This window comes from Spirosoma arboris (assembly GCF_009754945.1).
GTDB classification, from domain to species: domain Bacteria; phylum Bacteroidota; class Bacteroidia; order Cytophagales; family Spirosomataceae; genus Spirosoma; species Spirosoma arboris.
In genome coordinates, this window is sequence record NZ_WPIN01000002.1 from 136,428 (window position 1) to 160,037 (window position 23,610).

Annotated in this window: 17 protein-coding genes and 2 pseudogenes; 10 read left to right on the forward strand and 9 right to left on the reverse strand. The window is 46.9% G+C overall.

Features of this window, described 5'->3' with window-relative positions:
• Window positions 1–62 precede the first annotated feature (62 nt).
• The 5 genes from GO755_RS04470 to GO755_RS04490 all read right to left on the reverse strand — a co-directional run bounded on the left by GO755_RS04470 (window position 63) and on the right by GO755_RS04490 (window position 2,832).
• Complete coding sequence (locus GO755_RS04470; RefSeq protein ID WP_157583505.1) at window positions 63–212, reverse strand: hypothetical protein; 150 nt, start codon at window positions 210–212, stop codon at window positions 63–65.
• A gap of 131 nt (window positions 213–343) precedes the next feature.
• Window positions 344–1,168, reverse strand: a complete 825-nt coding sequence (locus tag GO755_RS04475) for a Rha family transcriptional regulator (protein WP_157583506.1) — start codon at window positions 1,166–1,168, stop codon at window positions 344–346.
• Window positions 1,165–1,563, reverse strand: a complete 399-nt coding sequence (locus GO755_RS04480; protein ID WP_157583508.1) for a hypothetical protein — start codon at window positions 1,561–1,563, stop codon at window positions 1,165–1,167. The genes GO755_RS04475 and GO755_RS04480 overlap by 4 nt, the downstream gene beginning before the upstream one ends.
• A gap of 2 nt (window positions 1,564–1,565) precedes the next feature.
• Complete coding sequence (locus tag GO755_RS04485) at window positions 1,566–2,387, reverse strand: NUMOD4 motif-containing HNH endonuclease (protein WP_157583510.1); 822 nt, start codon at window positions 2,385–2,387, stop codon at window positions 1,566–1,568.
• A 226-nt stretch (window positions 2,388–2,613) separates the two neighbouring features.
• Window positions 2,614–2,832: a helix-turn-helix domain-containing protein gene (locus GO755_RS04490; protein WP_157583512.1), complete on the reverse strand. Its 219-nt coding sequence runs from the start codon at window positions 2,830–2,832 to the stop codon at window positions 2,614–2,616.
• A gap of 196 nt (window positions 2,833–3,028) precedes the next feature.
• On the opposite strand from GO755_RS04490, the gene GO755_RS04495 reads away from it, so the two are divergent.
• Together GO755_RS04495 and GO755_RS04500 are read left to right on the forward strand one after the other, a co-directional pair.
• The gene (locus GO755_RS04495; protein WP_157583514.1) at window positions 3,029–6,118 is read left to right on the forward strand and encodes an Eco57I restriction-modification methylase domain-containing protein; all 3,090 of its coding nucleotides are present in this window, start codon (window positions 3,029–3,031) and stop codon (window positions 6,116–6,118) included.
• Window positions 6,105–6,770, forward strand: a complete 666-nt coding sequence (locus GO755_RS04500) for a hypothetical protein (protein WP_157583516.1) — start codon at window positions 6,105–6,107, stop codon at window positions 6,768–6,770. Before GO755_RS04495 ends, GO755_RS04500 begins: the two co-directional genes overlap by 14 nt.
• A gap of 74 nt (window positions 6,771–6,844) precedes the next feature.
• On the opposite strand, the gene GO755_RS04505 is transcribed toward GO755_RS04500, so the two are convergent.
• Both GO755_RS04505 and GO755_RS04510 read right to left on the reverse strand, forming a co-directional pair.
• A complete protein-coding gene (locus GO755_RS04505; protein WP_157583517.1) occupies window positions 6,845–7,495 on the reverse strand; it encodes a hypothetical protein in 651 nt (216 codons plus the stop codon).
• Window positions 7,496–7,708: 213 nt separating this feature from the next.
• Entirely contained in the window at window positions 7,709–7,918 is a 210-nt protein-coding gene (locus tag GO755_RS04510; protein ID WP_157583519.1) for a helix-turn-helix domain-containing protein, read from the reverse strand.
• Between the two features lie 260 nt (window positions 7,919–8,178).
• On the opposite strand from GO755_RS04510, the gene GO755_RS41330 reads away from it, so the two are divergent.
• A complete protein-coding gene (locus GO755_RS41330; protein WP_227686860.1) occupies window positions 8,179–8,904 on the forward strand; it encodes a CHRD domain-containing protein in 726 nt (241 codons plus the stop codon).
• A gap of 889 nt (window positions 8,905–9,793) precedes the next feature.
• On the opposite strand, the gene GO755_RS04520 is transcribed toward GO755_RS41330, so the two are convergent.
• Together GO755_RS04520 and GO755_RS04525 are read right to left on the reverse strand one after the other, a co-directional pair.
• Entirely contained in the window at window positions 9,794–10,876 is a 1,083-nt protein-coding gene (locus GO755_RS04520; protein WP_157583521.1) for a type I restriction endonuclease, read from the reverse strand.
• Between the two features lie 45 nt (window positions 10,877–10,921).
• Window positions 10,922–11,506, reverse strand: coding sequence for a hypothetical protein (locus GO755_RS04525; protein ID WP_157583523.1), 585 nt, complete (start codon window positions 11,504–11,506; stop codon window positions 10,922–10,924).
• A gap of 873 nt (window positions 11,507–12,379) precedes the next feature.
• Between GO755_RS04525 and GO755_RS04530 the strand changes: the two genes are divergently transcribed.
• From GO755_RS04530 to GO755_RS04555, 7 genes and pseudogenes are all read left to right on the forward strand, one after another.
• Window positions 12,380–12,562 carry a hypothetical protein gene (locus GO755_RS04530; RefSeq protein ID WP_157583525.1) on the forward strand — a complete coding sequence of 61 codons (183 nt, stop codon included), beginning with the start codon at window positions 12,380–12,382 and terminating at the stop codon, window positions 12,560–12,562.
• Window positions 12,563–12,617: 55 nt separating this feature from the next.
• Window positions 12,618–15,473, forward strand: coding sequence for a hypothetical protein (locus GO755_RS04535; protein ID WP_157583526.1), 2,856 nt, complete (start codon window positions 12,618–12,620; stop codon window positions 15,471–15,473).
• 76 nt (window positions 15,474–15,549) lie between these two features.
• On the forward strand, window positions 15,550–16,266 hold the full coding sequence (locus GO755_RS04540) for a hypothetical protein (protein ID WP_157583528.1): 717 nt from the start codon (window positions 15,550–15,552) through the stop codon (window positions 16,264–16,266).
• A gap of 129 nt (window positions 16,267–16,395) precedes the next feature.
• Entirely contained in the window at window positions 16,396–16,911 is a 516-nt protein-coding gene (locus GO755_RS04545; RefSeq protein ID WP_157583530.1) for a hypothetical protein, read from the forward strand.
• A gap of 542 nt (window positions 16,912–17,453) precedes the next feature.
• Window positions 17,454–20,480: pseudogene (locus GO755_RS04550) on the forward strand (ligand-binding sensor domain-containing protein); the annotation flags it as partial.
• Between the two features lie 162 nt (window positions 20,481–20,642).
• Window positions 20,643–21,512 (forward strand): annotated as a pseudogene (locus GO755_RS42305) (sensor histidine kinase); the annotation flags it as partial.
• A 13-nt stretch (window positions 21,513–21,525) separates the two neighbouring features.
• Window positions 21,526–23,547 (forward strand): sensor histidine kinase, encoded by a 2,022-nt coding sequence (locus tag GO755_RS04555; protein ID WP_227686861.1) that lies wholly within the window; start codon window positions 21,526–21,528, stop codon window positions 23,545–23,547.
• The last annotated feature ends 63 nt before the right edge of the window (window positions 23,548–23,610 follow it).

Consider the following 23,610-nt stretch of genomic DNA (forward strand, 5'->3'; position numbering starts at 1 on the left):
AAGGCTTAGCGGCCTTTGGCCAGCTGCGCCAGGCGGTTGACTTCCGCTTCGAATCGGTCAATCTAGGTCGTACAGTAAACGATCGAGACCTGGCTGACCTCCTCATCGGCTTCTAACTGACTCCGTAATTGCTGCCACTGCGACAATTGAAGTTCGAGTAACGTGCGAATGGATAGGTCTACCCGTTGGGAGAGGTTGTTTTGAGAGTCCATGGGCGATAGTAGTTTGTGGCCCCGACCCTCGGCGGGTCACTACCCGGTGTACTGCCCAGCGGACACTACCCGCAGCCAAGAGCAGCCATACACTAGCCACCGCAAAGGGTCGGAGCGTTCGTAGATTCATTTTAGTCTTCGGTATAGGTCAGCTCGGCGCTGACGATGGCGTATAGCTTCTCCATGTGGCCACTGCGATCAGCCACGTCCAGCCAGCTCTCCCGGTCGGATCGTTTGTAGCTACGGATGCTAACATGATAGAGGTAGTACAAGCGGTCGTAAACCTTGCGCCACACCTCCTGTTGACCCACGCCCTTGGCCCGGCAGTAGTTATTGACGATGCGCTGGATCTTCATGCGCGTGGTCTCCACCGGCAGGGGCTCTGAACTACGGGGTAGTTCGAGCAGCGAGCGGGCTGCCTGCTGCTGAGACTCGATCATCTGGCTCAGTTGCTGTTCAAGACTGGCCAGTCGCTGTTCCTGTTGCTGGAGGTAAAGTGGTTGAGCGACTTCCCGCAGCTGGCGCCGGGCTTCGGAGAAGGAGCGGACCAGGGTGGCTTTGAACGCGACTACTCGCTGGGAGTTCCGACTGAGCGTGCCGATGAACAACGCCTGATCTTCGGTCAGGTGGGCAATGACCTTATTTTGTACACCACCTCCTGTCTGGAAGGGTTGCGTTTCAAACGTAACCCTTCCAAATTCGGCCTCAATCGCTCTTTGATGACTGCGGATTGTTTCCAATAAGCTCCGGTGCTGGATACCCAGCCCACTGGCAAAGTCTACACTACTGACGGTTAACATCTCTCCCGATGTGCGTACCGGTATCAGTTGGGTGGTTGGCTCCATCTCAGTATAGCCGACCAATGCCGCGTTTGTCAATAGTAGGCGACTCAAACAGGTCAGGATGCTGGCCGTAATAGGCCCGAATCGTTGTAGGGTTGTCAAGTTGTAGCTCATTCATGGACTACCTCCCTTTCTACCCTATTGCTCATGCCGTTGGCGGCTAACGATAACTCAGAACCCAGCCCGCAGACCAGCCCAAATAGACTGTTCTGGATTTCCTGAAGTATTGCTAAGTAGTGGCCGGCTTCGCCAATACCCTCACCACCCGTTTCGGTTTCGGCTATTAGCGTCTTGAGGTGGTCACCCTTGAGAGCCTCGAGTCCCCAGTAAACTAATTCGACCTCGGAATGGCGGCCTCTGGTTTCCCAAATGGTCAGGGGTAGTTTGACCTGATAGGGACCGAAAGGAGTGTAAGAGGCTTGGGCTTGCCGGTTGTCAAGCGGGGGAGGTGTCTGGCCGTCGTTTTGGGCCGGTGCTGGATTGGGGCTAAGATTACATTGATTATTCATGGTTAGGAAGGGTTTGAGTGGGGGGCTACAATAACTCGAGGGGCGTTCTTATTGGCTCGCCGGACAATTCCTTTGAGGGCACATACAGTAATACCGTAGCGCTGGGCAATCATGGCTCTGGTTAAGCCTGTAGACTTACGTGTTAGATAATCAGAAACTACACTACATACTGTCTCCTGGCTGTGCCGACTTGGTGGCCTGTGCTGGCGAAGGATTTTCTTTACCGCATCAATAGACAGCCTATGCTTAAGGCTCAACTGTTGAATGGTAAATTGTTTGGGCTGGGTATCGTAGTCGCTAATAACTCTGTTGACTATATGAACGGGGATAATCTTCGGCCTTCCGGTAAAATTTGGGTTGTTTTTAATGGCGTGAGCGATGTTTTCCTTAGCAGTAACCCATTCAAGATTTGCCCACGTATTGTTTAGTCGGTTGCCGTCTTTGTGGTTGACCTGTGGAAGCCCCTGTGGATTGGGGATAAAAGCTATTGCAACAAGCCGATGAACGAACAGGTGATGATACACTTCACCATCGTAAAGGGCCGTCCTTTGGTACCCAGTGTTAATTAGTTCGAGCTTTAGAAACTTTCTTTGGATATAGCGGGGGCCGGACCATCGGCCAAGGGCTTCAACCCTACCTTTGCTCGATACCTGGTATCGGTCTTCAAGCCCGGTTACGGGTCGCCACAACTCAGTGGCTAAATCAACGGGGATTGGAATTTGCCTTTTGTCAGGCCGGAGGGTAATTCGGGGCCGCTTTTGGGCCGCTGGTTCAGAATAAGGCGCAAAGTTGCCCTTACCCGCGTACATTTGTACCGTTTGCATTTTGACTCACTGGTTAGAATGTGACACTCGCCCCAATTGCTGCGTTTCCTAGGCCCAGCATTGGGGTTTTTCTTTGTTAATTAAGCTTCTACCGTTAAGCGGGGCACCCCTAAAAGGGGTATGTGCCGCCGTTTTCGTGCTTCATTAACAATACAAATATAGTGAAATGTTAATTATAATAAACATTATTTCTCAAAAAAACATTAATTATAACTAACTAATACTCTTAATGAGACTTCTTTAAAAAAAAGGAAACATGCATATCGTATCCAAGAGCATTAGAAATTCTATTTAATGTTGAAAGTGTCATATTTGTTCGGCCGGTCTCAAAATGAGTATAAGTGCTAGTCTTAACGCCTAACTTATGGGCCATTTCAGCCTGTGTAAGACCCTTTTGTTTACGCAATTGCTCAATATAGTCTCCGATTTCTTCTGGCGTATTCATGGTGTTTTATATGTACACAAACCTAAGAACAATATTTATTATATTCAATCTTTCGGCCTCATTGGTTATTAAGCGGCATGAATAATATTTAACTCTTGCTTACTTGCTTAAACCCATAAAATAATTTTACTGCTGCATTTTTTTGAAAAAAACAAGAAAATACTATTTTATTTATTAAATATGGCTACTTTTGACCGTGAGCATCTTTTCATCCTTATTTGAGCAGTTACAGTTTAGCCGAGATAATGGGCTATTCTACACCCAAGAGAACCGGTGGGAAGGAATCTTTCCATCCAAAATTGAACGAACCCTAAGGTTATTAAGCCCAACAGCCTTCTTTGTATTTAATGGAGAGCCGTTAGTACTTTTCTTTGATAATACCTATAATACTTCCCAAACTCATCAAAATTGTTGGAACTTTAATGTAACTCCTATTCTTTTTTTTGTATCAGATACTGATATAGAAATTTACAATAGCTTTAAATTAGAAAAGAAAAAAAAACAGGTAGATTCAGTAGAAAAAAGAATAAGCTTAGAAAAATTGGGTGGTAAACCCAATATACAGGCTTTTAATTTTTGGAACATTGCTTCAGGAAATGTATTTCAAACATACCAATCTAATTTCAATAGTCGCGAAAGAGTTGATCGCAAGCTATTGGATAATATTGAAGCAGCACGTAATGAATTGCTTAAAAAAGGATTGCCTTCGTCCATTGCAAATAATTTATTAGGACGACTCATATTTATCCGTTATCTCATTGATCGTAAAGTACGTATTTCATTCGATGAACAAGATGAGGGTTTCTTGACAAGTCAACATTTTCGCCAAATACTACAGTCAAGGCAGTTATTATATAACTTGTTTGCTCACTTAAGACAGAAGTTCAAAGGGGATGTATTTCCAGGTGAAGCACAAGAATACTTAATGATTAATGATGACCATCTAGAGGTGCTTTATCAACTGTTTAGTGGTGAGTATGTAGCGCCACGTCAGCTTTCATTATTTAATCTATTTAACTTTGACATTATACCTGTTGAGTTTATAAGTAACATTTATGAGTACTTCATGGGAAGAGAGAAGCAGGTTGATCAAAAGGCCTACTATACACCTTCCTTTTTAGCGAATTATATTGTTGATCGGACTGTTTCAACGTACTTTGAGCAACACCCAAATCAACACGAGTGCAAAGTGTTAGATCCTACGTGTGGCTCTGGTATTTTTTTAGTTGAAACACTTCGTCGAATCATCAATCAGTATGAACGAACCACTGCTCCCATTACCAATCAAAATAGCCATGTATTAACAAAGTTGGCAGTTGATAATATATTTGGTATTGATAAAGACCCAAATGCCATAAGCGTTGCTATATTTTCGCTATACATAACATTACTTGACTACCAGGAGCCAAAGGACATTGAATATTTTGAACTACCTGATTTACTCAATAAAAACTTCTTTGTAGAAGATTTTTTCAATCTTAATGAAGGTAGTCTATTTGAAGCACAAAGTTATTGCGCTTCCGTCTTGAAGGATGTAGCTTTTCAGTTTATCATTGGCAATCCGCCATGGGGTGAAGTAGCTGACAGCCCATATATGGCCTGTATACGAGAAAGAGAAAAAAAGGAAGGAACAATTATTGGTGTAAGTGATAATCAATTCTCTCAAGCCTTTTTAGTACATACAAGCCTTTTCTGTCAACCAGAGACAGTGTGTGCAATTGTTATTAATAGTAAGCTACTATATAATTTAAATGCTTACAACTTTAGGCAATATTTTCTAAAGAGATTCCACGTAGATAGCGTTCTTGAATTATCAGCAGTTAGACGTTATCTTTTTAATAGAAGCCAAACAGGGAAAGGGGGGGCAATTACTCCGGCAGCTGTTTTGGTCTATAGACATGCAAAAGGGCATGCTACGAAAGATAATGTTGTTACTCATACCACCCTTAAGTTAAATTTATTTTATAGAGTTCTTCGCCTGTTTGTGATTGAAAAAAATGATATTAAAAAGCTTAAACAAGCGAATTTCGTACAATACGACTGGATTTGGAAGGTGCTTTTGTATGGAAATGCATTAGACTTTCAATTTATCAAACGTTTAAGGTCTAATGAATTTAGTTCCATAGGAGATGTAGTAGATGATGAAAATCAGTATGAGGTCGGGGTTGGAGTTACTATGGGAGGAAAAGATAAAAATCCCGCTAGTCACCTAGTCGACAAGCCTTATTTAGATTTGACCAAAGGATATATTCAACCATTCCATGTCAATATTCCAAATAATAGTACATGGAAAAAGCATTTTGTGCATCGGCCTAGCAATGCGTCTTTATTTCAGCCCCCGATGTTATTACTTCAGAAATCAGTAGATAGTCACTTTAGAGCTAAGGCAGCCGTTAGCTACAAGCCAGTTGTGTTCACGGATAACGTAATTTCAATTAAACTTAAGCAAGATGATTTAAAGTCCGCTTCATTTTTACACGAATTAGAAGGCTTATTTCATTCACGCCTATTCACTTATTTTCAGCTTCACACTGCGGCCTCTATCGGAGTAGAAAGAGAAAAAGCAATGAAAAAGGAATTGCTTTCTTTTCCATACCGGACCAATACTGAAGTAGGAAAAATAGCCAAGAAGATTGAGGAAGAGATTAATGGCCTAACTAGTCCTATAAATCTGTATAACCTTCTTGTAGAGGGAGCAAACTTGTTTACTAGTATTGAACAATATAATACCCTACATCAATTATACCGTGAACTTAATGTTAGTATAGAAGAAGCATATGATGTAAACTCAATTGAATCTGCTCTTATAGATTATGCTGAGACAGTGACAATTCCACAACATATCTCAACACAACAAATAGTTTATCCTGCTAGTGATACATGCTTGGAAAATTATTTGTCTGTTTTTCGCCAGCACTTTGAAAAAGTTTTTCCTGTTCGTAAAGGGTATAAGTTTATTGCATCTGCTCATAGGGAAAAGTATTTTGTTCAGGCAAGTTTTAATATATCCATAATTGAGCCAGGTATACCTGATACAAGCCCAACAGAAGAAGATATTCGCAAGAGAATTGATTTATTCTCAAGATTATCTCTCAGTAAGTTTAGTGATCAGTTATTCATTCAAAAAGATATAAAGCTTTTTGAAAAAACGTCTTTTCATATAATTAAACCTAATGAAGACAAAAATTGGCATCTAGCTATTGCCTATTCTGATCTGTTTGAGATTCGAGAATCTTTGCTCAATTCAATGTCTAATCCTTCGACTCCAGTCAATGAATATCGGTAAATTCGCTTTAACTGCCGACTACTTTGCCGGTGAGTTGGAAATTATTTTAAACTTTATTGTAGATTGTTTTCAAATACTTAAGGAAAAGGAAAAAAATATTGCGAATGATGAAGAAATCATTCGCAATTTACTTTATGCCCGTTATTTGACTAATAGCTCTATTAAAAAGCAGCTAGATTTTACATCTGGCCGCTTCTGTGCTGAACCAGCAACTATTGACAAGGATACGCTTAAAGAAACAGGTTATCTGGATCTAAAAGTGTGTTTAGCGAATCATTTTAACGACGACGACATATTCTTTATAATAGAGTGTAAGCGCCTAGATGGTGGCAATACGTTGAATCGAGAATATGTAAGAGAGGGAATTAATCGATTCATTACAAGCCAGTATCCATCCCACTTATCAGTAAATGCTATGATTGGGTTTTGTGTAACTGCCTGTGATCTTGATGGATTAGTTACGGCCCCCAATGGTATTAACTATCATATTAATAAATGGATCTCTCCTTTAACAGTTCAGTCTTTAGAGTCTTACCACTGGATTGATTATTTTACAAGTACCTATTCTTCTAGACATAAAATATCATCTAGTATTAGTGAAACATTTAGTTTATATCATGTAATATTGGATTTTTCTGAAGTAGTAACTTAAGTGGTCAAAGACCTGGAGCTAAACCCGTTACTGTTTGACTCTGTTGACCGCATAATAGCCATTTATTATTAGCTCTATCTTAAATTCGGCTTTGTAAGACATACACATTCGAAGCCGTAATAGGAATACATACCCGTTTCCGATAGACGCAGATTATCGACCAGCCTAATGTCAGCCTCCAGTAGGATTTGGTACTGCCGTTCTACCTCATCCTCGAATTCGGCGGCATACAGGTCTTCAGCCGTAGGCCGGTGCCAGGTAGCGATGATTACCCCGTTAATGGTTCGATCACGAAGGGCCCGGCTTAGAATGCTGGTCAAATCAATTTCGGGATTATGCCCGCGTAGACGATGGAGCCGCTCGATGGCGACAACCTGCTTTCCGTTGAGGTAACAGACAAAAGCACTAAAGTCTGAGTTGCCTCGGTGGTTTGCAGCAGTCAAGAGAAGAGCGGCCTGGAAAGGGGATTCGACGACCTGCGGCTTTGTTTTACCGGTTGGAATTGGATTCTGGAAGCCGGTAAGCTGATCTGTTGGTTGAACCGATACGGTCGACTTAGAGGATCTGGCGGCCTGCGCTTTTGATCGGGTAACCAGTGGAAGAATGGGGAGTTGATTGGCCTGCCGTTTGTAATTCCGGGCAGTAGAATGGGCCTGCTTTGAGACCGTCTGTGGAGTTAGGGTTGTAGAATCCCCTACCCGCAGGTACATTTGTCCTGTGATCATTTGAATTTAACGGTTTGGGTGTTTCACATCGCCCCTTTGCTATGACCGTCGAAAGTGTAGCATTGGGGTTTTGTATTAATTAGTTGCTGTCAACTCGGTACGTACTGTCCAGCGGGCAACCTCCTCGGTACTATATCGCCTTTTCTGTTCCTCATTAACTTAACAAATATAGACAATATTCTACATATATATAGAATATTGGGGTAAATTTTTTTATATCCCTTTAACCAGATCAGCCATTGTTACTCCAAGGCTTTGAGCGACCTTAAATAGGGTCTCCACAGTCAAGTTTTGGCCGGTTTCATATTTATTGATTGCTTGAAAAGAAACTCCTACTAGCTGACCTAACTCCTTTTGGGTTAATCCTTTTGATTTACGAAATTCTCGAATCAAATGTCCTACCTGTTCTGCTACCTCTGGCATGATACCCTACATGATGAAGTTGTAAAAATAACGACCTAGCCCTATTTGACAAGTGATTCCGTATAAGCGGCTGATTAAGGAGACAAATATTTCTCGGCTTAATAAGGGTTGCTATTAGCTGAGCAGAATTTTTAGCGTTTGACCTATTAGGCAAGGTGCCATTTCCTCATTAATAAAATGTAAATATAGACAAAGCTTCATGCGTAAGGGTTAGCAACACATTACTAGAAGTAAATTAGTTCAACTAACTCAGTAACGTTATGAAAAAAATAAGAATAGCAACAGGGCTACTGTTGCTTGTGATTTTGGGTTATGCCTGTAAGAACGATGATAATCCAACAACCGTAAGCAATCCGGTTCAATTGATAGCTACGCTCAATAACCAGTCAATGTCGCCGGGCTCAACGACATCAACTGCGACAGGAACGTTTCTGGGAAATCTCGATCAATCATCGACTGTACTAAGCTACACGGTTACTTTCTCGGGTATTTCGCCGACAGCGGTTACCCTGGACCCTGGATCTACATCGACCTCGACAACAAGCGGTACGGTGTCTAATAGTAATAGTATTTTACTGGCTGGGGCCTTTCCATCAACTATTTCCAATCCTGGTAGTGGCACCTCAACGTCACCGGGTAGCGGAACCAGTACGATCCCAGGTAGTGGCACGTCAACTACGCCTGGTAGTGGGACCTTGGCTACACCCGGTAGTGGCACTACGACCACACCGGGCAGCGGAACCAGCACAACCCCAGGTAGTGGGACCTTGGCTACACCGGGGAGTGGCACTACGACGACTCCGGGTAGTGGTACCTCAACTACACCAGGCAGTGGTACAGCTATTGCCCTAACATCACCCTTAAGCGGTACTGTTTCTATAACACAAACGCGTGCTGACAGTTTGAAGCGAGGTTTATACCGGGTTAATCTTCGTTCTAGCTCATACCCAGCCGGTGAAATAGGGGCTACTGTCCAGATCCGTTAGTAGGCAATTAAAAATATACTTGTTACCTCACAAAAAATGCTAGCACTCTCAGTAGCGCTAGCATTTTTGTCTAACCCATAAGAGCTTGCCTTCTCAAGCAATCAACACGTTAAGTTACTGTTTAGATAATAAGTTAATTTATTTATTATTCGGTAACATCAAGCTTTGTTAGCTATAGCAAGCGTCAATCTCGCTAAGTCGATATTTTTTAATAGTATATTAATAGTGTTTACTCTGGCATTGTGTAAGTTACAAGGTCAAATTAGTCTCCCTTAGGAAGGTTAATAATGTAGATAGAAATGGAAACGCTGGTTCCGATTGGAGCTGGCGTTTTTTTGTCAACTAGTATAAACACGCTGACAGCCGACTTCGATACCCAATAATAAATAGTCCATGTTGGGATTGGATAAAAATACAAAATGCCGACTTGGATTAAATCGGCATTTTTTTGATGCGAAAACAGCCCGTACCCAGTAGGCACAGGCTGTAGAAACCAATACTTGACAAAAAGTCAATCACTTCTAAGTATAGAACACGTTTTAGGAGGAAAGCTACCTGTAAGTAAGGGTGCTAGATAACGAATCAGCCGCCATCTAAGTAGACGACGGCTGATTGATCTGATTGAAATTTATTTGTTCATTCACTACTCACCAAGAAGTCTGTTTGTTACTGACTGTGAGGGAATGGGTTTAAAAAGCACCAGCTTTAAGTAGATAATAGGTAGTGCAGACCCTGGATAGACGAATAGAGGAATTGGGCGGTTAGGAATCTTTCCTAATAGTCTCAAATTTGAATTACACAAGTTCACTTATGCCACTAAAGTGTTTATGCAAATAAAAATCCCAGTCGATACGGCCGGGATTTTTATTTGCATAATTGTCGTTTAATCCTATTCGATACTATAGGAAGCCAGCATAGCCAATAATGCCTCACTATGCTTGAAGATATCATTTAATGAGCCAAGCTCATGCCGAACCTCCTTTTTGGCCTCATCAAATAGGGTAATGAATTTCTTCTGTCCGTTGAAATTTAACCGGCAGATGGGCTTACGATTGTTGTCATCTAAGAGAATCGCAAAATAGGATTGCGCATCACGGTGGACAATCCGTTCGGGTGCAACTTTGGTTCTTAAGATCGCCCGCACAATGTAGAAGCCTTCCAGCTCCTCAGCGGTTGTAACAACTATTGGCTCTTTCTTGTCGGTGGAGGCTGTTGGTAGTTCCACACTGACGACCGGCGGCTCATCCTGCTCTTTGGTGAGGGCCGTAGTGAGTCGATCTTTGATCTGATCGGAAAAGGTTTGCTGAAATGATTTTTTGACCAGGCCCGTAAAGTAGTCTAGACGCTGGGCAGTCATCTGGCCGGTATATACCTGTTTGGCAAAATGACGAACAAACACCTCCGATGGGCTGGCCAGTTCTGTTTGAATAAGCGCCTTAATCTGATTGGTGTATTTGAGCTCACTAGCCGTTGATAGGATACTATCGACATCGAAGTAAGACTTGTGGAACTTCTTTAGCTCCTCGATCTGGTTGTCGCGTAAATCCAGCATGTTAATCTCCAGAAACGGCTTTTCGTCCATTCGATTTGGAGCCTCCAGGTCCGTATAGAATCGATAAACAATACCATTCGTCAATATACCAAACCGGGCCTTAGTGACATGGAAATATCGGAGGAGTTGATTGTCATGGAGGGTCAAGGCCTGCTTCCAGTGCTTGCATTCGATAAGCATACAGGGTTCAGGCTGGCCGTTCACCTCTCGCATAATCGCATAATCAACTTTCTCGCCTTTTTTGGTCCCTATATCGCTGATAAACTCCGGAACTACTTCGAAAGGATTAAATACATCATAGCCGAGTGCATTCAGGAAGGGCATGATGAACGCGTTTTTGGTGGCCTCTTCCGTGAGGATAGAATCTTTCATGCGGGAGACGCGCTCCGCCAATTGTTTGATCTGATCTTTAAAGTCCATATAACAGAAGGGAGGAAGGGTTAAAGAATGACTTATGACTGCATTTTAGTGGCGGCCCCGACCTCCACTACTCCGATAGGAGCCGCTACTACGTGACCGATAAGTACTGCCACTGCTTTTTGAGCGGTAGCTGCTGGTGCTCCTTGATGGACTGCTACTAGTTCGGGGAACATACGTTTTGTTCCCGTGACTATTAATGTAATACCGCCCACCCCGGGGCCCAGTATGAATGACTGCACCGGTTGAGGGTGTGTAGCCATAATTACTGGGTAAACCGCTATAGGCGCTACTATGACCATAGCGCAGCCGGCTGGTATAAACAATGGCTGGTGCAAAGGCATCGCGTTTTGACCGCACCTTTACAATCCGTAAAAACCTCGCTCTGGCAAAAGGAGCATAGAAGCGGTAACCCCTGTATTCAACCGGAACTGATCCGCCTAGCTGAATACCCTTTGTTCCGGTTGCAGAAACCGTATCCCCGGGGGCAGCGGTGAGTAGTGGCTGGCCTGAGAAAGAGGAAAATTCATAAAGATTAATGGGGTCTTCTACAACATAGTAATAGCGATTGACCCGGCAGCCCGTGAGAAAAAGGCAGGCAGCGCAAAACAGAGGGAGTATAAATCGTTCCATTAGCAGCCACATCCTTGTCCAACGGTCCAGTGACACGAGTGGGTACTACACTCCGATTTATTGTATTTGGAACAACCACATTTCGAGGTCGTACTACCCGAAGGCGAAGGATCTCCACCACCTCCACCGCAACTTAACAAAGCAAAAAGGGAACAAAGTGTAAATAGCCGTTGCATAGGCATGCTAGTATAGTGTGAATTATTTCTACAAATAATATAAATAATTCCACCTATAGTTTTTCACTTTACTTAACGGTAGTAAAACAAAGCGCCCTTTGCTCCTAAGTAGCCAACTTATCCTTACCTACACTTTTGACTGCAACTGCTTTACCTTCCGTATTCCATGTACCTACACGTTTTCGGTCCGCTTGTATAACCAGCTATGCAGTCCCGTTTTTTTTGACAATCCTTGCGGCCTACTTTGTAGTCATAGGCATTCCAAAACACATCAAACGTCGGAACGACGGGCGCTTTATTTGTAGTAGGTATATAGGTAATAGGTATATCCTTATTAATAGGTGCGCTAGAGGTGCTAGTAGAGGTAGCACTAGAAGTGCATTTTTGCACCGCTACTTCAGGGGGTAGAGGTGTCAGTAGCGGTGCGTTTTTGCACCACAGCTTCGGGAGTAGAGGTGTCACTAGAAGTGCGTTTTTGCACCTCTATGGGAATCAAGGCGCCCAGATAAAACCGGGTATGCCGTGTTCATGACGGCCCGGTATACGTTAGCTAATAACCAAATTGACTAGTCCGGCCCGTGCCGGATATTTTTATTTTAAAACTACGACTTGACGTAGTTTTCCCGACATAGCTCAGCTCCTGAATTCGCTCTCTACTTTCGCCCTACACCGCTAAACGGAGTAATCCAGGATAAGTATGGAAGCCGAAGTAACCCCAATCCAGAAAACAAAATGCCAGCCCTGCCGAGTCAAGGGCATGAAGCGAATCGAAGCGTACGTTTCGCCCGAGCGAAAAAAAGAGATCATTCGCCATTGTAAAGAGCGCGGATTCAGCATGGCGGGACTGCTTGACAAGCTATTGCGTAAGGAGCACTTATAATCGCGTCATTAATTTATCACACCGTCAAAAACGGTTTACCACACCTATACCCATTATGGCACAAGAAACGGAACAGCTACTCTTCGAGGTAGTACTCGATATTCCAAAAGTTAAAGAGAACGCGGAGATTGCCCGGGCAGCATTAGCTAGCCTACGGGTCGAAAAAGAGAAGACACAGCAACTCTTTACCAGTAAGCTCCTGGGCGAGGATGTGTATCGAAAAACGATGCAGGCCCTCCAGGTCGAAATAGACAAAACCGAGAAGGAACTAGCAGGCTACACCAAAGCCCTGGCCGCTCACGAAAAGCAGCAAAAACAGGCCGAGGCCATCGTCAAACAGATGAGTCTCTCCATGGCCGTTTTAGAGGCCAATCTGGATAGTCTCAACCAAACCGAGAGCAAAAGTGGAAAGGCGGCTCAGCAATTGGCCGGCGAACTCGAAAAAGCCAATGCCGAATTAAACCGACAGGAGGCCATATCGCAAGCCGCCACCGGCAGTATGGATGAGCTCGATAAGCTGATCGCCGAGCTAACCGATGAGTATCACCAGTTCACCCAGGCCCAACGCGACGATGCGACCGTGGGCGGTGTTCGGCTTAAGCAGATCAACGACCTGACGAGAGTTCAGCAGAAAAATCAAAAAGTCATGGATGAATCCCGAAAAAGCATTAAAGAGTATCTGCGGGATATCAATGTGCTGGGATTCAATGTAGGGAGCACACTCGATTCGTTTAAGTCCGGTGCTCAGGGAGTCGGTCTATTTACCAAAGCCGTCTTTACGGGTAGGGGTGCACTGATCGCTCTCGGCGCCGTACCCATCGTGCTACTGTTAACGGGTCTGGTCACGATCCTGACCAAGACCCAGGCCGGAATGGATTTTGTCGCTAAAGCCACCGGAGCCGTTGGCGCCGTATTCGACGTGCTCATCAAAAGCGGCATTGAGCTGACCAAAGCGTTTATTGAACTCTTTACCAGCCCAACAGCGGCCATCACCCACTTTCATAATATCATTAGGGGCTTACCTTCAGCGGTAGCCCAGGCCGCCCAGGCAGGCGTAGCCATCGTGGAACTTAATCAACGAATTCGGGAGGAAGAACGGGCCTTGCGATTAGAGCGGGCCCAGGGCAGGGCCGAGATCGCAGCCCAGAAGAAACTAGCGGAGGATGTCACCCAAACCCAGACGGTTCGCGAGGCCGCAGCCCGCAAGGCCTACGCGCTAGAAAATAGCTTACTCCAAAAGCAGATTAGCCTCCAACAGCAACGGATCGCCAGCGCAAAGGCCGAGTATGAGTTAAGTCAGAAAACAGCGGCTGACAAAGACAAGGTAGCCGAGGAGCAGATTAAACTAGCTGATATAGAGGCCGAGAGTAAAGAAAAACAGATCGAACTGCAAAACAAACTGAATCAGATTCAGATCGAAGGCGAGCAAAAGCGCATCAATTTATTGATCGCCAACTCCCAAAAAGAACTGGAAATCGCTCAGCGAAACGGCCTGGACGTCTTACACATTCAGAAGAAGTTACTCGATGAGCAGCTTCAGTTGTCGCTCGTGGGCGTGGCCAAGGGCACTGCCGAGGAAAAGGCAATCCGGGTTAAATACGAAACGGACTTACTAGCCTTAAATACCAATGCGGCCTTTGACCTCCAGGAGAAGCAGAATAGTATTACCTCGGCGGGTATTCGCCAACGTCTGTTATTAGTTGAGAAAGGAACCGCTGAGGAGTTCGAATTACGCAGGCAGCTCATTGATCAGGAAACCGAAGAGCAGGAGCTGGCTCTCTCAAAGCAGCTTGGCAAAACAACGGAGTACTACGCCAAACTGCGCGAACTGGAAGTCAAGCGAGCGGCTGATAAGCGGGAAATTGACAAACAGGAAGCCCAGGCGCAGCTTAGTACTATCCAACACCGAACCAATACGGCGCTGGCGAAAACGAAAGCAGGCAGCAAGGCCGAGTTAGATGAGCGGTTAAACCAGATCCGGGAAGCAGCTGCCCAGGAGCTACTGCAAGTTCAGGACAATGCGGACGCCCAGGAAGAAATATGGGCCAACATGAACCGGGCCATTGCCGATGCCCGGAAGGATTTCAACCAAAAACTAATCAATAACAGCTTAGACGCGCTAGCGACCCTAACCGATGCCCTAAGTAACGTTTCGCAGGCCATCACCCAGCGCGATAACAAGCTCCTGGAAGAGCAGCAAACAGCACAATTAAAATCAGCTGGTCTAAGCGCCGAGGCCCGAACCCAGATTGAAGAGAAGTACGCTCAAAAAAAGGACGAACTCGACCGCAAGAGCGCCGAACGCGCCCGCAAACTGGCCACGATCCAGAATATTATTGCCACAGCGCAAGCGGTGACGGCTGCCCAGATCCTGCCTCCTCCCTTCGATGCGATCAAAACCGTATTAGCCCTGGCCGTCGGGGCGGCCCAGCAAGCCGTCATTGCCAGTCAGCAGTTTGAGCATGGTGGTGAAATTGTAGAGGGTCCAAGCCACGCCCAGGGAGGAGTTAAGTATAGCGTTCGGGGCCGCCGTCAGGTGGAACTAGAAGGTGGTGAAGGGATTGTTAATAAACGATCCATGGCCATACCAGGTGTAAAGCAGAAAATTTCGGAATTCAATCAACTGGGGGGTGGGATTGCTTATCCTGGAACGATGCGAATCAATACGGGTGCCCCTTTAGCCTCCTATATGCCTAGCCGGTTGGCACTAGGTGGTATCCTGACCCCCACCTACCTGGCCACCACCTCCCCGGGGGCTCCCCTGGATTACGAGCGGCTGGGCTCGGTGGTGGCCGGGATGGTGCTGCAAACGGTCAAGTCGTTACCACCCCAGTATGTGCGGGTAGGTGATATCCGAAACGGCGTTGATCGACAGGTCCGCGTCGAGAATAAGGCAAATATTAAGGGATAATACCCACCTGTTTTAATCCGTGCATTTTCCCTTACTCCAGTTATTGGCTCATAGTTACTTAATCAACCATCCATCCATGCTTACCGTTAAAACCCCTCAAGTCAGCTTTACCGTGCCCACCTCCTGGGAGGAGATTACGCTGGGTCAATTCCTGCACTTGCGGCAGCAAAGTTTATCCGTCGCGGATCAGACCGAGGAGAGTCGGCCTATCCCGCTCTCCATCGGGATGCTATTAGATATACTAGCTTCCGATCCTAAGGCGCTACAAACGATTGAGGCCGCTGAAGAAGCCCAACTCATGCAGCACTTGGCCTATCTAGGTCAGGCTCCCGATTTTTTATCTTTACCCGTTCCGGAAACCATAGCCGGCGTAAAGCCTCCCCAGGAACTAGGTCTGTGCACGTTGTTTCAGAAATGGACCGTGGACGAGTTTGTCAATGAGTTGGCTGACGAGGAACTATCGGTTAATTATATGACCATGGCGGTAGCAATCTTATCGATTTATCTCTATCCGCTACTGATGAAGACTCGATTGACGGACAGAAGCCAGCTGGCCGAAATAACCGCTCAGATCGAAGCCCTGCCCGTGACCGAAGCCTTGCCGCTGGCCCATTTTTTTTTGACCAACTATCGAAGCTCGACGAGTTCTGGGCAGGTCACCTTCATTCTCAGCCACCCAAATCGGCCTTCGAAGACCTGGCTGAGTCGATGGTTCCCGAACTGGAAGCCTATAAAGAGTATGCGCTGGTATCGGCCGTGGCTGCGCACCGGGGCATCTCCTTTGACGAAGTAGAGCAACTACCTTATGGTAATTTTATGGCCTCGATTGGCTATCTTCATCACCAGGCCCGCTACCAGCACGAGATCAGTTCGTTGATGAAACAGCGAAACGGGCATTGACCTGGTTCACTATCCCAAAATCATGTTTACCTATCTATCCCGCCTTATTCGTCGTCATCGTCTGGTTCGACAGATTAAAGCAAATTACCCCGAATTAAACCGTCTTTCGGGCCTGGTGCTGCTCCGACGGTTTATCGATAACCGACTGGCGGATGAGTTGCGGCAGGAGCAGCGTTTCGAAGCCTCGCTTCGCAATCCTACTCTTTTCGGGGGCTATATCCAGTATCCAACCCCTCAGCCAGATCTACTCCAACAGGCGCAGCTTTTTGTAGAGCTAAAGCCGAACGAGGCTGTTGAGACTAACCCGAGTACCCCGCTAAAGTTCGTTAAGGCCCCTAATACCAGACAGGTGATCGTTGGCCTTAGTCCGCTAGCCACGGCCGTTAAATCGGCCAACCTGTTTCAGAGGTGGCTGACCGAACTGGAGAACCAGGGCGATCAGTGCGAAGAAGACCCGGCCATGATCGACTATCTGCGCATGACGGTAGACTTCTATAAGCAGGAGATCCAGCGCCTAACCCAACAACGAAGCCAGTAGCGGTTTCGGCTTCCAGCAGCAGGGCGTTTGCCTACGCTAGCTGACCAGTAAGGATTAGAAACCCGGGGGCATTATGACCAGCGGTGAAGTAACGTCTTTCGTAGCAACGGAAGGTTTTTACCGGTTCAATACGGGTCCATAAGAAAGGGCAGTACCAATCGGTACTGCCCTTTCTCTCATGTGTGTTTGCCCAATCCCTAAATTGCTAGTGTAACACGAATGGAGCGTTTTTGTGAGACTCAAATCATTTGGGTTTTAAGTGAGCTTTTCAAAAATGATCCAATACCTGGGCCGTTTGCTGGAATGATTTTCAGACCCGAACTGAACTAGCAAGAACGCCGCTAGAGGAAGTATCTGAGGAGTACCCCCCGTGATCTTGTAAGGGCAACCCCGTGACCTTATGAGCTTTACCGAATGGTCACAAATTTGCTAACTTTTGACTCAAACGGGATAGCTAATTGTTCCCTAGAGTCCCACCTTTGACGTATAAAACCGACCATTCATTTCGTAGATTAGCGATTGCTTTCCTCGTCCCAAGAACTATGATTCGATGCCTACTCATTGGCCTGCTGCTGAGCCTGACAACCCGCTCGCGATTGGCTCAAGCCCAGGTGAGCCCAGTTCCCCGCATCTATTTCGAGCATCTGAGTGTAGCTGATGGCCTGCCCGAAAACTCGGTCGTCTGTATGATCCAGGATCATCTAGGATTCATGTGGCTGGGTACCCAGAATGGCCTGGTCCGCTACGATGGCACCACCATGACCTCTTTTCGGTATGACCCCTTGAAACCCTTCAGTTTGAAGGGACAGCAGATAAGGGCTCTGCACGAAGACCGCAACGGCGATATCTGGGTGGGTTGTGAAAGCCTCTTCCGCTATGAACGGGCCACCGGGCGCTTCATCGACTATCCACTACCCAAAGCCCGACTAGCCGATCAGTTTGTCAACTCTATTCACGAGGACCATCAAGGAAACTTATGGATCATTACCGCACAAAATGACTGGCAAACGTACGTGCTGGATCGGCTCGATCCTAAGGCCAAAACCTGGACCTCATTCCGTTATGACCCAGCCAACGCTCACAGTTTAGCCAGCGATAATATCTATGCGAATACAGCAGGATTCATTGCTTTTTCGTTTGCGGAAGCCCCAGATAGCACGATTTGGGTCGTTACCAGAGGAGCTACCGAAAACATCCTACACGCATTTGACCCCAAAACGGCCCAGTTTAATCGCGTCCAGATCAACGCTTCATCGACCCTCTTGGGAGCTTTTCGGAAGGTTAGCTTTGTGCTGCCGGTGGACGATCAACTCTATCTGTCCAGTTCCGAGAACGGGCTGTTTCGGCTCAACCCCCAAACCGGACAACTTACCCAGTTCACTCATAACTCCCGTGACCCCAACAGCCTACAAGCCGATTCGCTCTTCCAGCTTTTCCGAAGCCGGGATGGACGGATCTGGGTGCCCTCCAGTCAGGGGGTAGATCGGTTCAATCCCAAAACTGGTCAGTTCACTCATTTTGTTTCCCGGCCCGGCGACCTGGCTACCCCCAGCGCGGGTGTATGGGGGGGGCTCCGCGAAATGCCCAACGGCGATATTTGGTTTGGGGCCAAGAATGGCCTGAACCTGTACCATCGGGCAAGTAACCGCTTTGTGCGTTATGAACTTGACCCGTTAGAGAGAGCGACCAACCTATATGGAACAGCGTTTCCTTCGTTTTTGGTGGATAAAACCGGGTTGGTGTGGGCCGGTAGCTTTGGGCTTGGGCTTAATAAACAAAGCCGCATTCCCCGTTTCCCTTTGCTGACGGCCCAAGCTGGCCAGCCAGCCAGCCTGCAAAGCAGTAATGTGCTAACCGTATACGAGGCTCCTTCTGAGCCGGGAGTAATCTGGTTCGGTACGAATAAAGGCCTCGACCGGCTCGATAAAAAAACGAACCGCTTCACCCACTACCGCTACGACAGCCTCGCCCACCACTCACTGGGAAAAGGAGCCATCCTGGCCATAGCCGAAGACAAAAAAGGGCGGTTCTGGGTGGCTACCGATCAAAGCGGTCTCTACCAGATGGATCGCCAGACGGGCCGCTTCACTCATTTTATGCCTGACCTGCGACGCAATCCCAATGAATCCCGCTTTCAGGATATCCGTCGTTTACTCCCAGCCCCTGATGGCACTCTTTGGATGACTGCCATTGAGGAACTGGCCCATATCGATATCGATGGACAGCGATATGAGCATTTTTATCAAACGGCCGACGCTTACCCGCCTGACGTATTCACGTCGCTCAAGCCCCTGCTGGTATCCCAACGCCGGATTGCGGGTATTGTTCACCCGCAGGCTAGGGCCAATCAAACCACTTCCTTCACACTGGATACGCCCACGGAGGTCTGTGTGGTGGCCGGTGGGGAGATAGGTTCGGGTGTCAAGTGGGACTACGGCTGGCTCGAAGACGAGAAAGGGCAGACGATCTGGGAACTATCACCCGAGAACAGCAAAATAGACAGTTACTCCCAACTGCGGCTGGAGATCAAAACCCTACGGCTAGGGGCGGGGCGTTACCGGCTGCGCTACCGCTCCGATGATAATACGAACTACGGTTCCTGGCCAGGTGCTCCTCCCATTCATGCCGATCTGTGGGGTGTTCAGGTCCTGAAATTGCTTCCTTCGGAACGAGAACCACTTGAGCGGCTTATTAACCGGAAATACCAGCGGGAAGGTCTGTCGGATGCGAATCTTTTTACGTTACGCCAGGATCAGAAGGGAAACATATGGACGGGGTCTGGTAATGGTGGGATTTGCGTACTGAATCCGGCCACCACCCGCTTTACCACTTGGCGGGATCAGATGGTTGGACCAAACTGCGTGCTGACCCTGCTGGAGGATCAACCCAGTGGAGGCTGGTGGGTAGGAGATTATTTGCGTGGGTTATTGCTGCTGGACCGGCACGGAACGATTATCCGCAGTTATAATACCACAAATGGCCTGCCAGCTAATCGGGTGAGTGCCCTTCAGCGGGATGATCAGGGCTGGCTGTGGGTGATGACCGACAATGGTTTGTGTCGGTTCAATCCGCAAACAGAGCGGCTACTGACCTTTACGGATCGCAATAATGGTATCCAAACAATCGTACGAGGGACTGGTGATGGTTCATTGAAAGCTCAGGATGGCGAGCTTTATTTCTGGGGTGAAAAAGGGGTGAATGCGTTTTATCCGGCTCAGGTTCAGACTGACACTCATGCCCCACCCGTAGTGTTGACCGACCTGGCCATCAACAGCCGACCGGCGACCCTGGGCGAGGATGGCCAACTACCCGTTCACATATCCGTTGCCAAAGACATCTCCTTACCCTATAACCAGAACGATCTGACCTTCCACTTTGCGGCTCTCAGCTATAATCGGGGCAGTGAATCCAGGTATGCTTACCAACTCAGTCCTCTTGATAAGGATTGGGTTCAGAACGGTACCATCCGCCAGGTCCGCTACAGCGATCTGCAGCCCGGCACGTATGTGCTGCGCGTCAAAGCGGCCAACGCCGATGGGGTCTGGAATGAAAAAGGAACGAGTATCCAGATCACTATTCAACCGCCCTGGTGGCAGACCTGGTGGGCCTATGTAGTGTATTCACTGGCACTAGGAGGTAGTCTCTGGGCGTTTATCCGATACCGTTCGCGGGCGTTGGTTCGAGAAAACCGAATTTTAGAAGAGCGGGTAGCCCAACGAACCCAGCAGGTGCAGCGCCAAAAGGGAGAGATTGAGCAGCAAAAGGAGGAGATCACCGCTCAGCGCGACCATCTAGAGGATACGCTTAACGAACTTCAAACGACTCAGGCTCAACTGATTCAGAAGGAGAAACTAGCCAGTTTGGGCGAACTGACCGCTGGTATCGCTCACGAGATTCAGAACCCTTTAAACTTCGTCAACAACTTCTCGGAAGTATCTACTGAATTGATTGAGGAGTTGAAAGAAGAAGCCCAGGCCGGACATATCGAGGACGTACTAGCCATCGCCGACGACCTCAGTGGCAACCTCCAGAAAATCAACCATCATGGCGGTCGAGCCAGTAATATTGTTAAGGGCATGCTCGAACACAGCCGCACCGAATCGGGTGAAAAGCGGCCCACTGACCTCAATGCCCTGGCCGATGAATATCTCAAGATAGCCTATCATGGCCTGAGGGCTAAAGATAAGGGCTTCAACTGCGAGCTAATCACCGATTTTGACTCAACGTTAGAGCCAGTCGAAGTAGCTCCTCAGGAGATCGGGCGAGTCTTACTCAACCTCTACAACAATGCCTTTTATGCGGTTGCCGAACGAGTCCGACAAACTAATAATCCCGATTATAAGCCCACCGTTTGGGTCAACATGCGTCAGGAATCTGGTAAAGTACTAATTCAGGTACGAGATAATGGTATCGGTATTCCTGACTCGGTAAAAGCCAAGGTATTTCAGCCTTTTTTTACCACCAAACCCACAGGCGAGGGAACGGGACTTGGCTTGTCGCTTAGCTACGACATCATCACTAAGGGACATGGGGGTACACTGACGGTGGAAAGTATACCCAATGAAGGCACTGAGTTTATGATTACAGTTCCCACAACCTAAGCGTTTGAACGTCATGAAGGTTTATATATACTTAATGTTCCTGCCTTTTCTTGCTCTTTCCACAGTTGCTCAACCGGTTAGCTATTCTATCGACAGTCTTCGAAATGAACTAGCCCGCGCCAAAGCAGACACCAGCCGAGTGTGGCTGATGACTAAATTGAGTGAGCACTATTATGAGCGTAACTTTGATTCGGCACGCTGGTATGCCCAACAGGGCATTCATTTGGCCCAGCGAGTTGGTCATCGAAAGGGCGAGTTACAAAGTAGTATTCTGTTGGGTGATGCCTATTCAGTGCAGGATATTCCCCAGAGTATGCGAATCTATTTGCAGGCCTTGCAACTGGCCCAACAAATGAACTATCAGTATGGAGTGGGTATGTGTAACCTAAAAATTGGGGAGCTAAATTTGTTTTTAGAAAATTATCCGCAGGCCATTCGCTATCTCAAACAAGCACATGACATTTTTCTAACTGTACAAGATAAGCAGCAAACAGCTCTTGCTGATTCAGAAATAGGTATTGTTTATTGTCAACTAGCCAAAAAACAAGACTCCGCTCGTTACTATCTGACCCGAAGCGATCAGGAGTACCCGCCTTTCAAGCATGATCCGTTTCAACTCTATTACTGGGCCGTACTGGAAAGTAATGAAAATCCCAGTCGGGCAGTTCAGCTTTTTGGCCAAAGCATTGAACTTTTCAAAAGGCGAAATGAGCGACGGGGTCTAGGCTATGCCTACAGATGGTATGCTATCTTTTTAAAGAACCACCATCAGCTCGATTCGAGCATCCTGATGGCTAAAAATGGGCTACGGATTAGCCAACACCTGCTCAATTTTCGGTCTATTCTTCAAAATAGTGACTTGTTAACTAAAGTGTATCAGGCACTGGGGCGGCCTGATAGTGCTTATAAGTATCAGAGTATCATGATGGCCGCCCGCGATAGTCTGTTCAGCCAGCAGAAAATCAACCAGATTCAAAACACGCTGATTGACGAACAGCAGCGGGTACAACGGCTACAGGAAGAGAAAAGTCAGTTTAAAAGCCAGGTCAAAATCTATGGTCTACTAGGCATTATGACGGGTCTACTGCTGTTAGCTGGTGTGTTATATCGTACCAATCGACAAAAGCAGAAAACCAACAGTCGGCTGCAAGTGCTGAACCATGAAATCGAGCAGCAGAAAGAAGAGATCGAAACCCAGCGCGACTATCTAGAAGAAACCCTAACTGAACTTAAAAGTACCCAAGCCCAACTCATTCAAAAAGAGAAACTCGCTAGCTTGGGTGAGCTGACGGCGGGTATTGCTCATGAGATTCAAAACCCTCTCAACTTTGTCAATAACTTCTCGGAAGTCTCGACCGAACTGGTCGAAGAGCAGAAAGAAGCTTTAGCGAAAGGCGACACGGAGGAGGCCAAAGTCATCGCCGATGATCTGAGCCAAAACCTTCAAAAGATTCATCACCATGGGGGGCGGGCTTCGGCTATCGTCAAGGGTATGTTGGAACACAGCCGTACCGATTCAGGCGAAAAACGACCTACCAGCCTGAATGCTTTAGCCGATGAATATCTCAAGATTGCCTATCAGGGGCTTAGGGCCAAAGACAAATCGTTCGAGTGCACTCTGGTGACTGAGTATGACGCTGACTTGGGACAAGTCAATGTAGTCCCCCAAGAAATTGGGCGTGTCCTATTGAATCTGTATAACAACGCCTTTTATGCCGTCAGAGAGCGCCAGCAGCACGCTGATTCATCCTACTTGCCGACCGTAAGGGTTACGACCGAAAAGACGCCAGAAGGCGTTCAGATTCGGGTCGCTGACAACGGTACAGGCATACCTGAAAGCATGAAGCAGAAGATCTTTCAGCCTTTTTTCACCACCAAGCCCACGGGTGAAGGGACCGGATTAGGCTTATCCCTTTCTTATGACATCATCACCAAAGGGCATGGAGGAACGCTTCGAGTTGAGAGCCAAGCGGGTGATGGAACGGCGTTTTTCATTGAGTTACCCCAGCGGCAGAAATCCGATTCCCATGTGTAACCTTCTCTCCTGAAATGGCCGTTTGTCTGAGATAACCTGTCAACGATGATAATGATGCTATTA

What these genes read in the sequence shown, in the direction of transcription:
- GO755_RS04470 (WP_157583505.1), bottom strand. Translation starts at nt 212, where the DNA reads ATGGACTCTCAAAACAACCTCTCCCAACGGGTAGACCTATCCATTCGC.
- GO755_RS04475 (WP_157583506.1), bottom strand. Translation starts at nt 1,168, where the DNA reads ATGAGCTACAACTTGACAACCCTACAACGATTCGGGCCTATTACGGCC.
- GO755_RS04480 (WP_157583508.1), bottom strand. Translation starts at nt 1,563, where the DNA reads ATGAATAATCAATGTAATCTTAGCCCCAATCCAGCACCGGCCCAAAAC.
- GO755_RS04485 (WP_157583510.1), bottom strand. Translation starts at nt 2,387, where the DNA reads ATGCAAACGGTACAAATGTACGCGGGTAAGGGCAACTTTGCGCCTTAT.
- GO755_RS04490 (WP_157583512.1), bottom strand. Translation starts at nt 2,832, where the DNA reads ATGAATACGCCAGAAGAAATCGGAGACTATATTGAGCAATTGCGTAAA.
- GO755_RS04500 (WP_157583516.1), top strand. Translation starts at nt 6,105, where the DNA reads ATGAATATCGGTAAATTCGCTTTAACTGCCGACTACTTTGCCGGTGAG.
- GO755_RS04505 (WP_157583517.1), bottom strand. Translation starts at nt 7,495, where the DNA reads ATGATCACAGGACAAATGTACCTGCGGGTAGGGGATTCTACAACCCTA.
- GO755_RS04510 (WP_157583519.1), bottom strand. Translation starts at nt 7,918, where the DNA reads ATGCCAGAGGTAGCAGAACAGGTAGGACATTTGATTCGAGAATTTCGT.
- GO755_RS41330 (WP_227686860.1), top strand. Translation starts at nt 8,179, where the DNA reads ATGAAAAAAATAAGAATAGCAACAGGGCTACTGTTGCTTGTGATTTTG.
- GO755_RS04520 (WP_157583521.1), bottom strand. Translation starts at nt 10,876, where the DNA reads ATGGACTTTAAAGATCAGATCAAACAATTGGCGGAGCGCGTCTCCCGC.
- GO755_RS04525 (WP_157583523.1), bottom strand. Translation starts at nt 11,506, where the DNA reads ATGGAACGATTTATACTCCCTCTGTTTTGCGCTGCCTGCCTTTTTCTC.
- GO755_RS04530 (WP_157583525.1), top strand. Translation starts at nt 12,380, where the DNA reads ATGGAAGCCGAAGTAACCCCAATCCAGAAAACAAAATGCCAGCCCTGC.
- GO755_RS04535 (WP_157583526.1), top strand. Translation starts at nt 12,618, where the DNA reads ATGGCACAAGAAACGGAACAGCTACTCTTCGAGGTAGTACTCGATATT.
- GO755_RS04540 (WP_157583528.1), top strand. Translation starts at nt 15,550, where the DNA reads ATGCTTACCGTTAAAACCCCTCAAGTCAGCTTTACCGTGCCCACCTCC.
- GO755_RS04545 (WP_157583530.1), top strand. Translation starts at nt 16,396, where the DNA reads ATGTTTACCTATCTATCCCGCCTTATTCGTCGTCATCGTCTGGTTCGA.
- GO755_RS04555 (WP_227686861.1), top strand. Translation starts at nt 21,526, where the DNA reads ATGAAGGTTTATATATACTTAATGTTCCTGCCTTTTCTTGCTCTTTCC.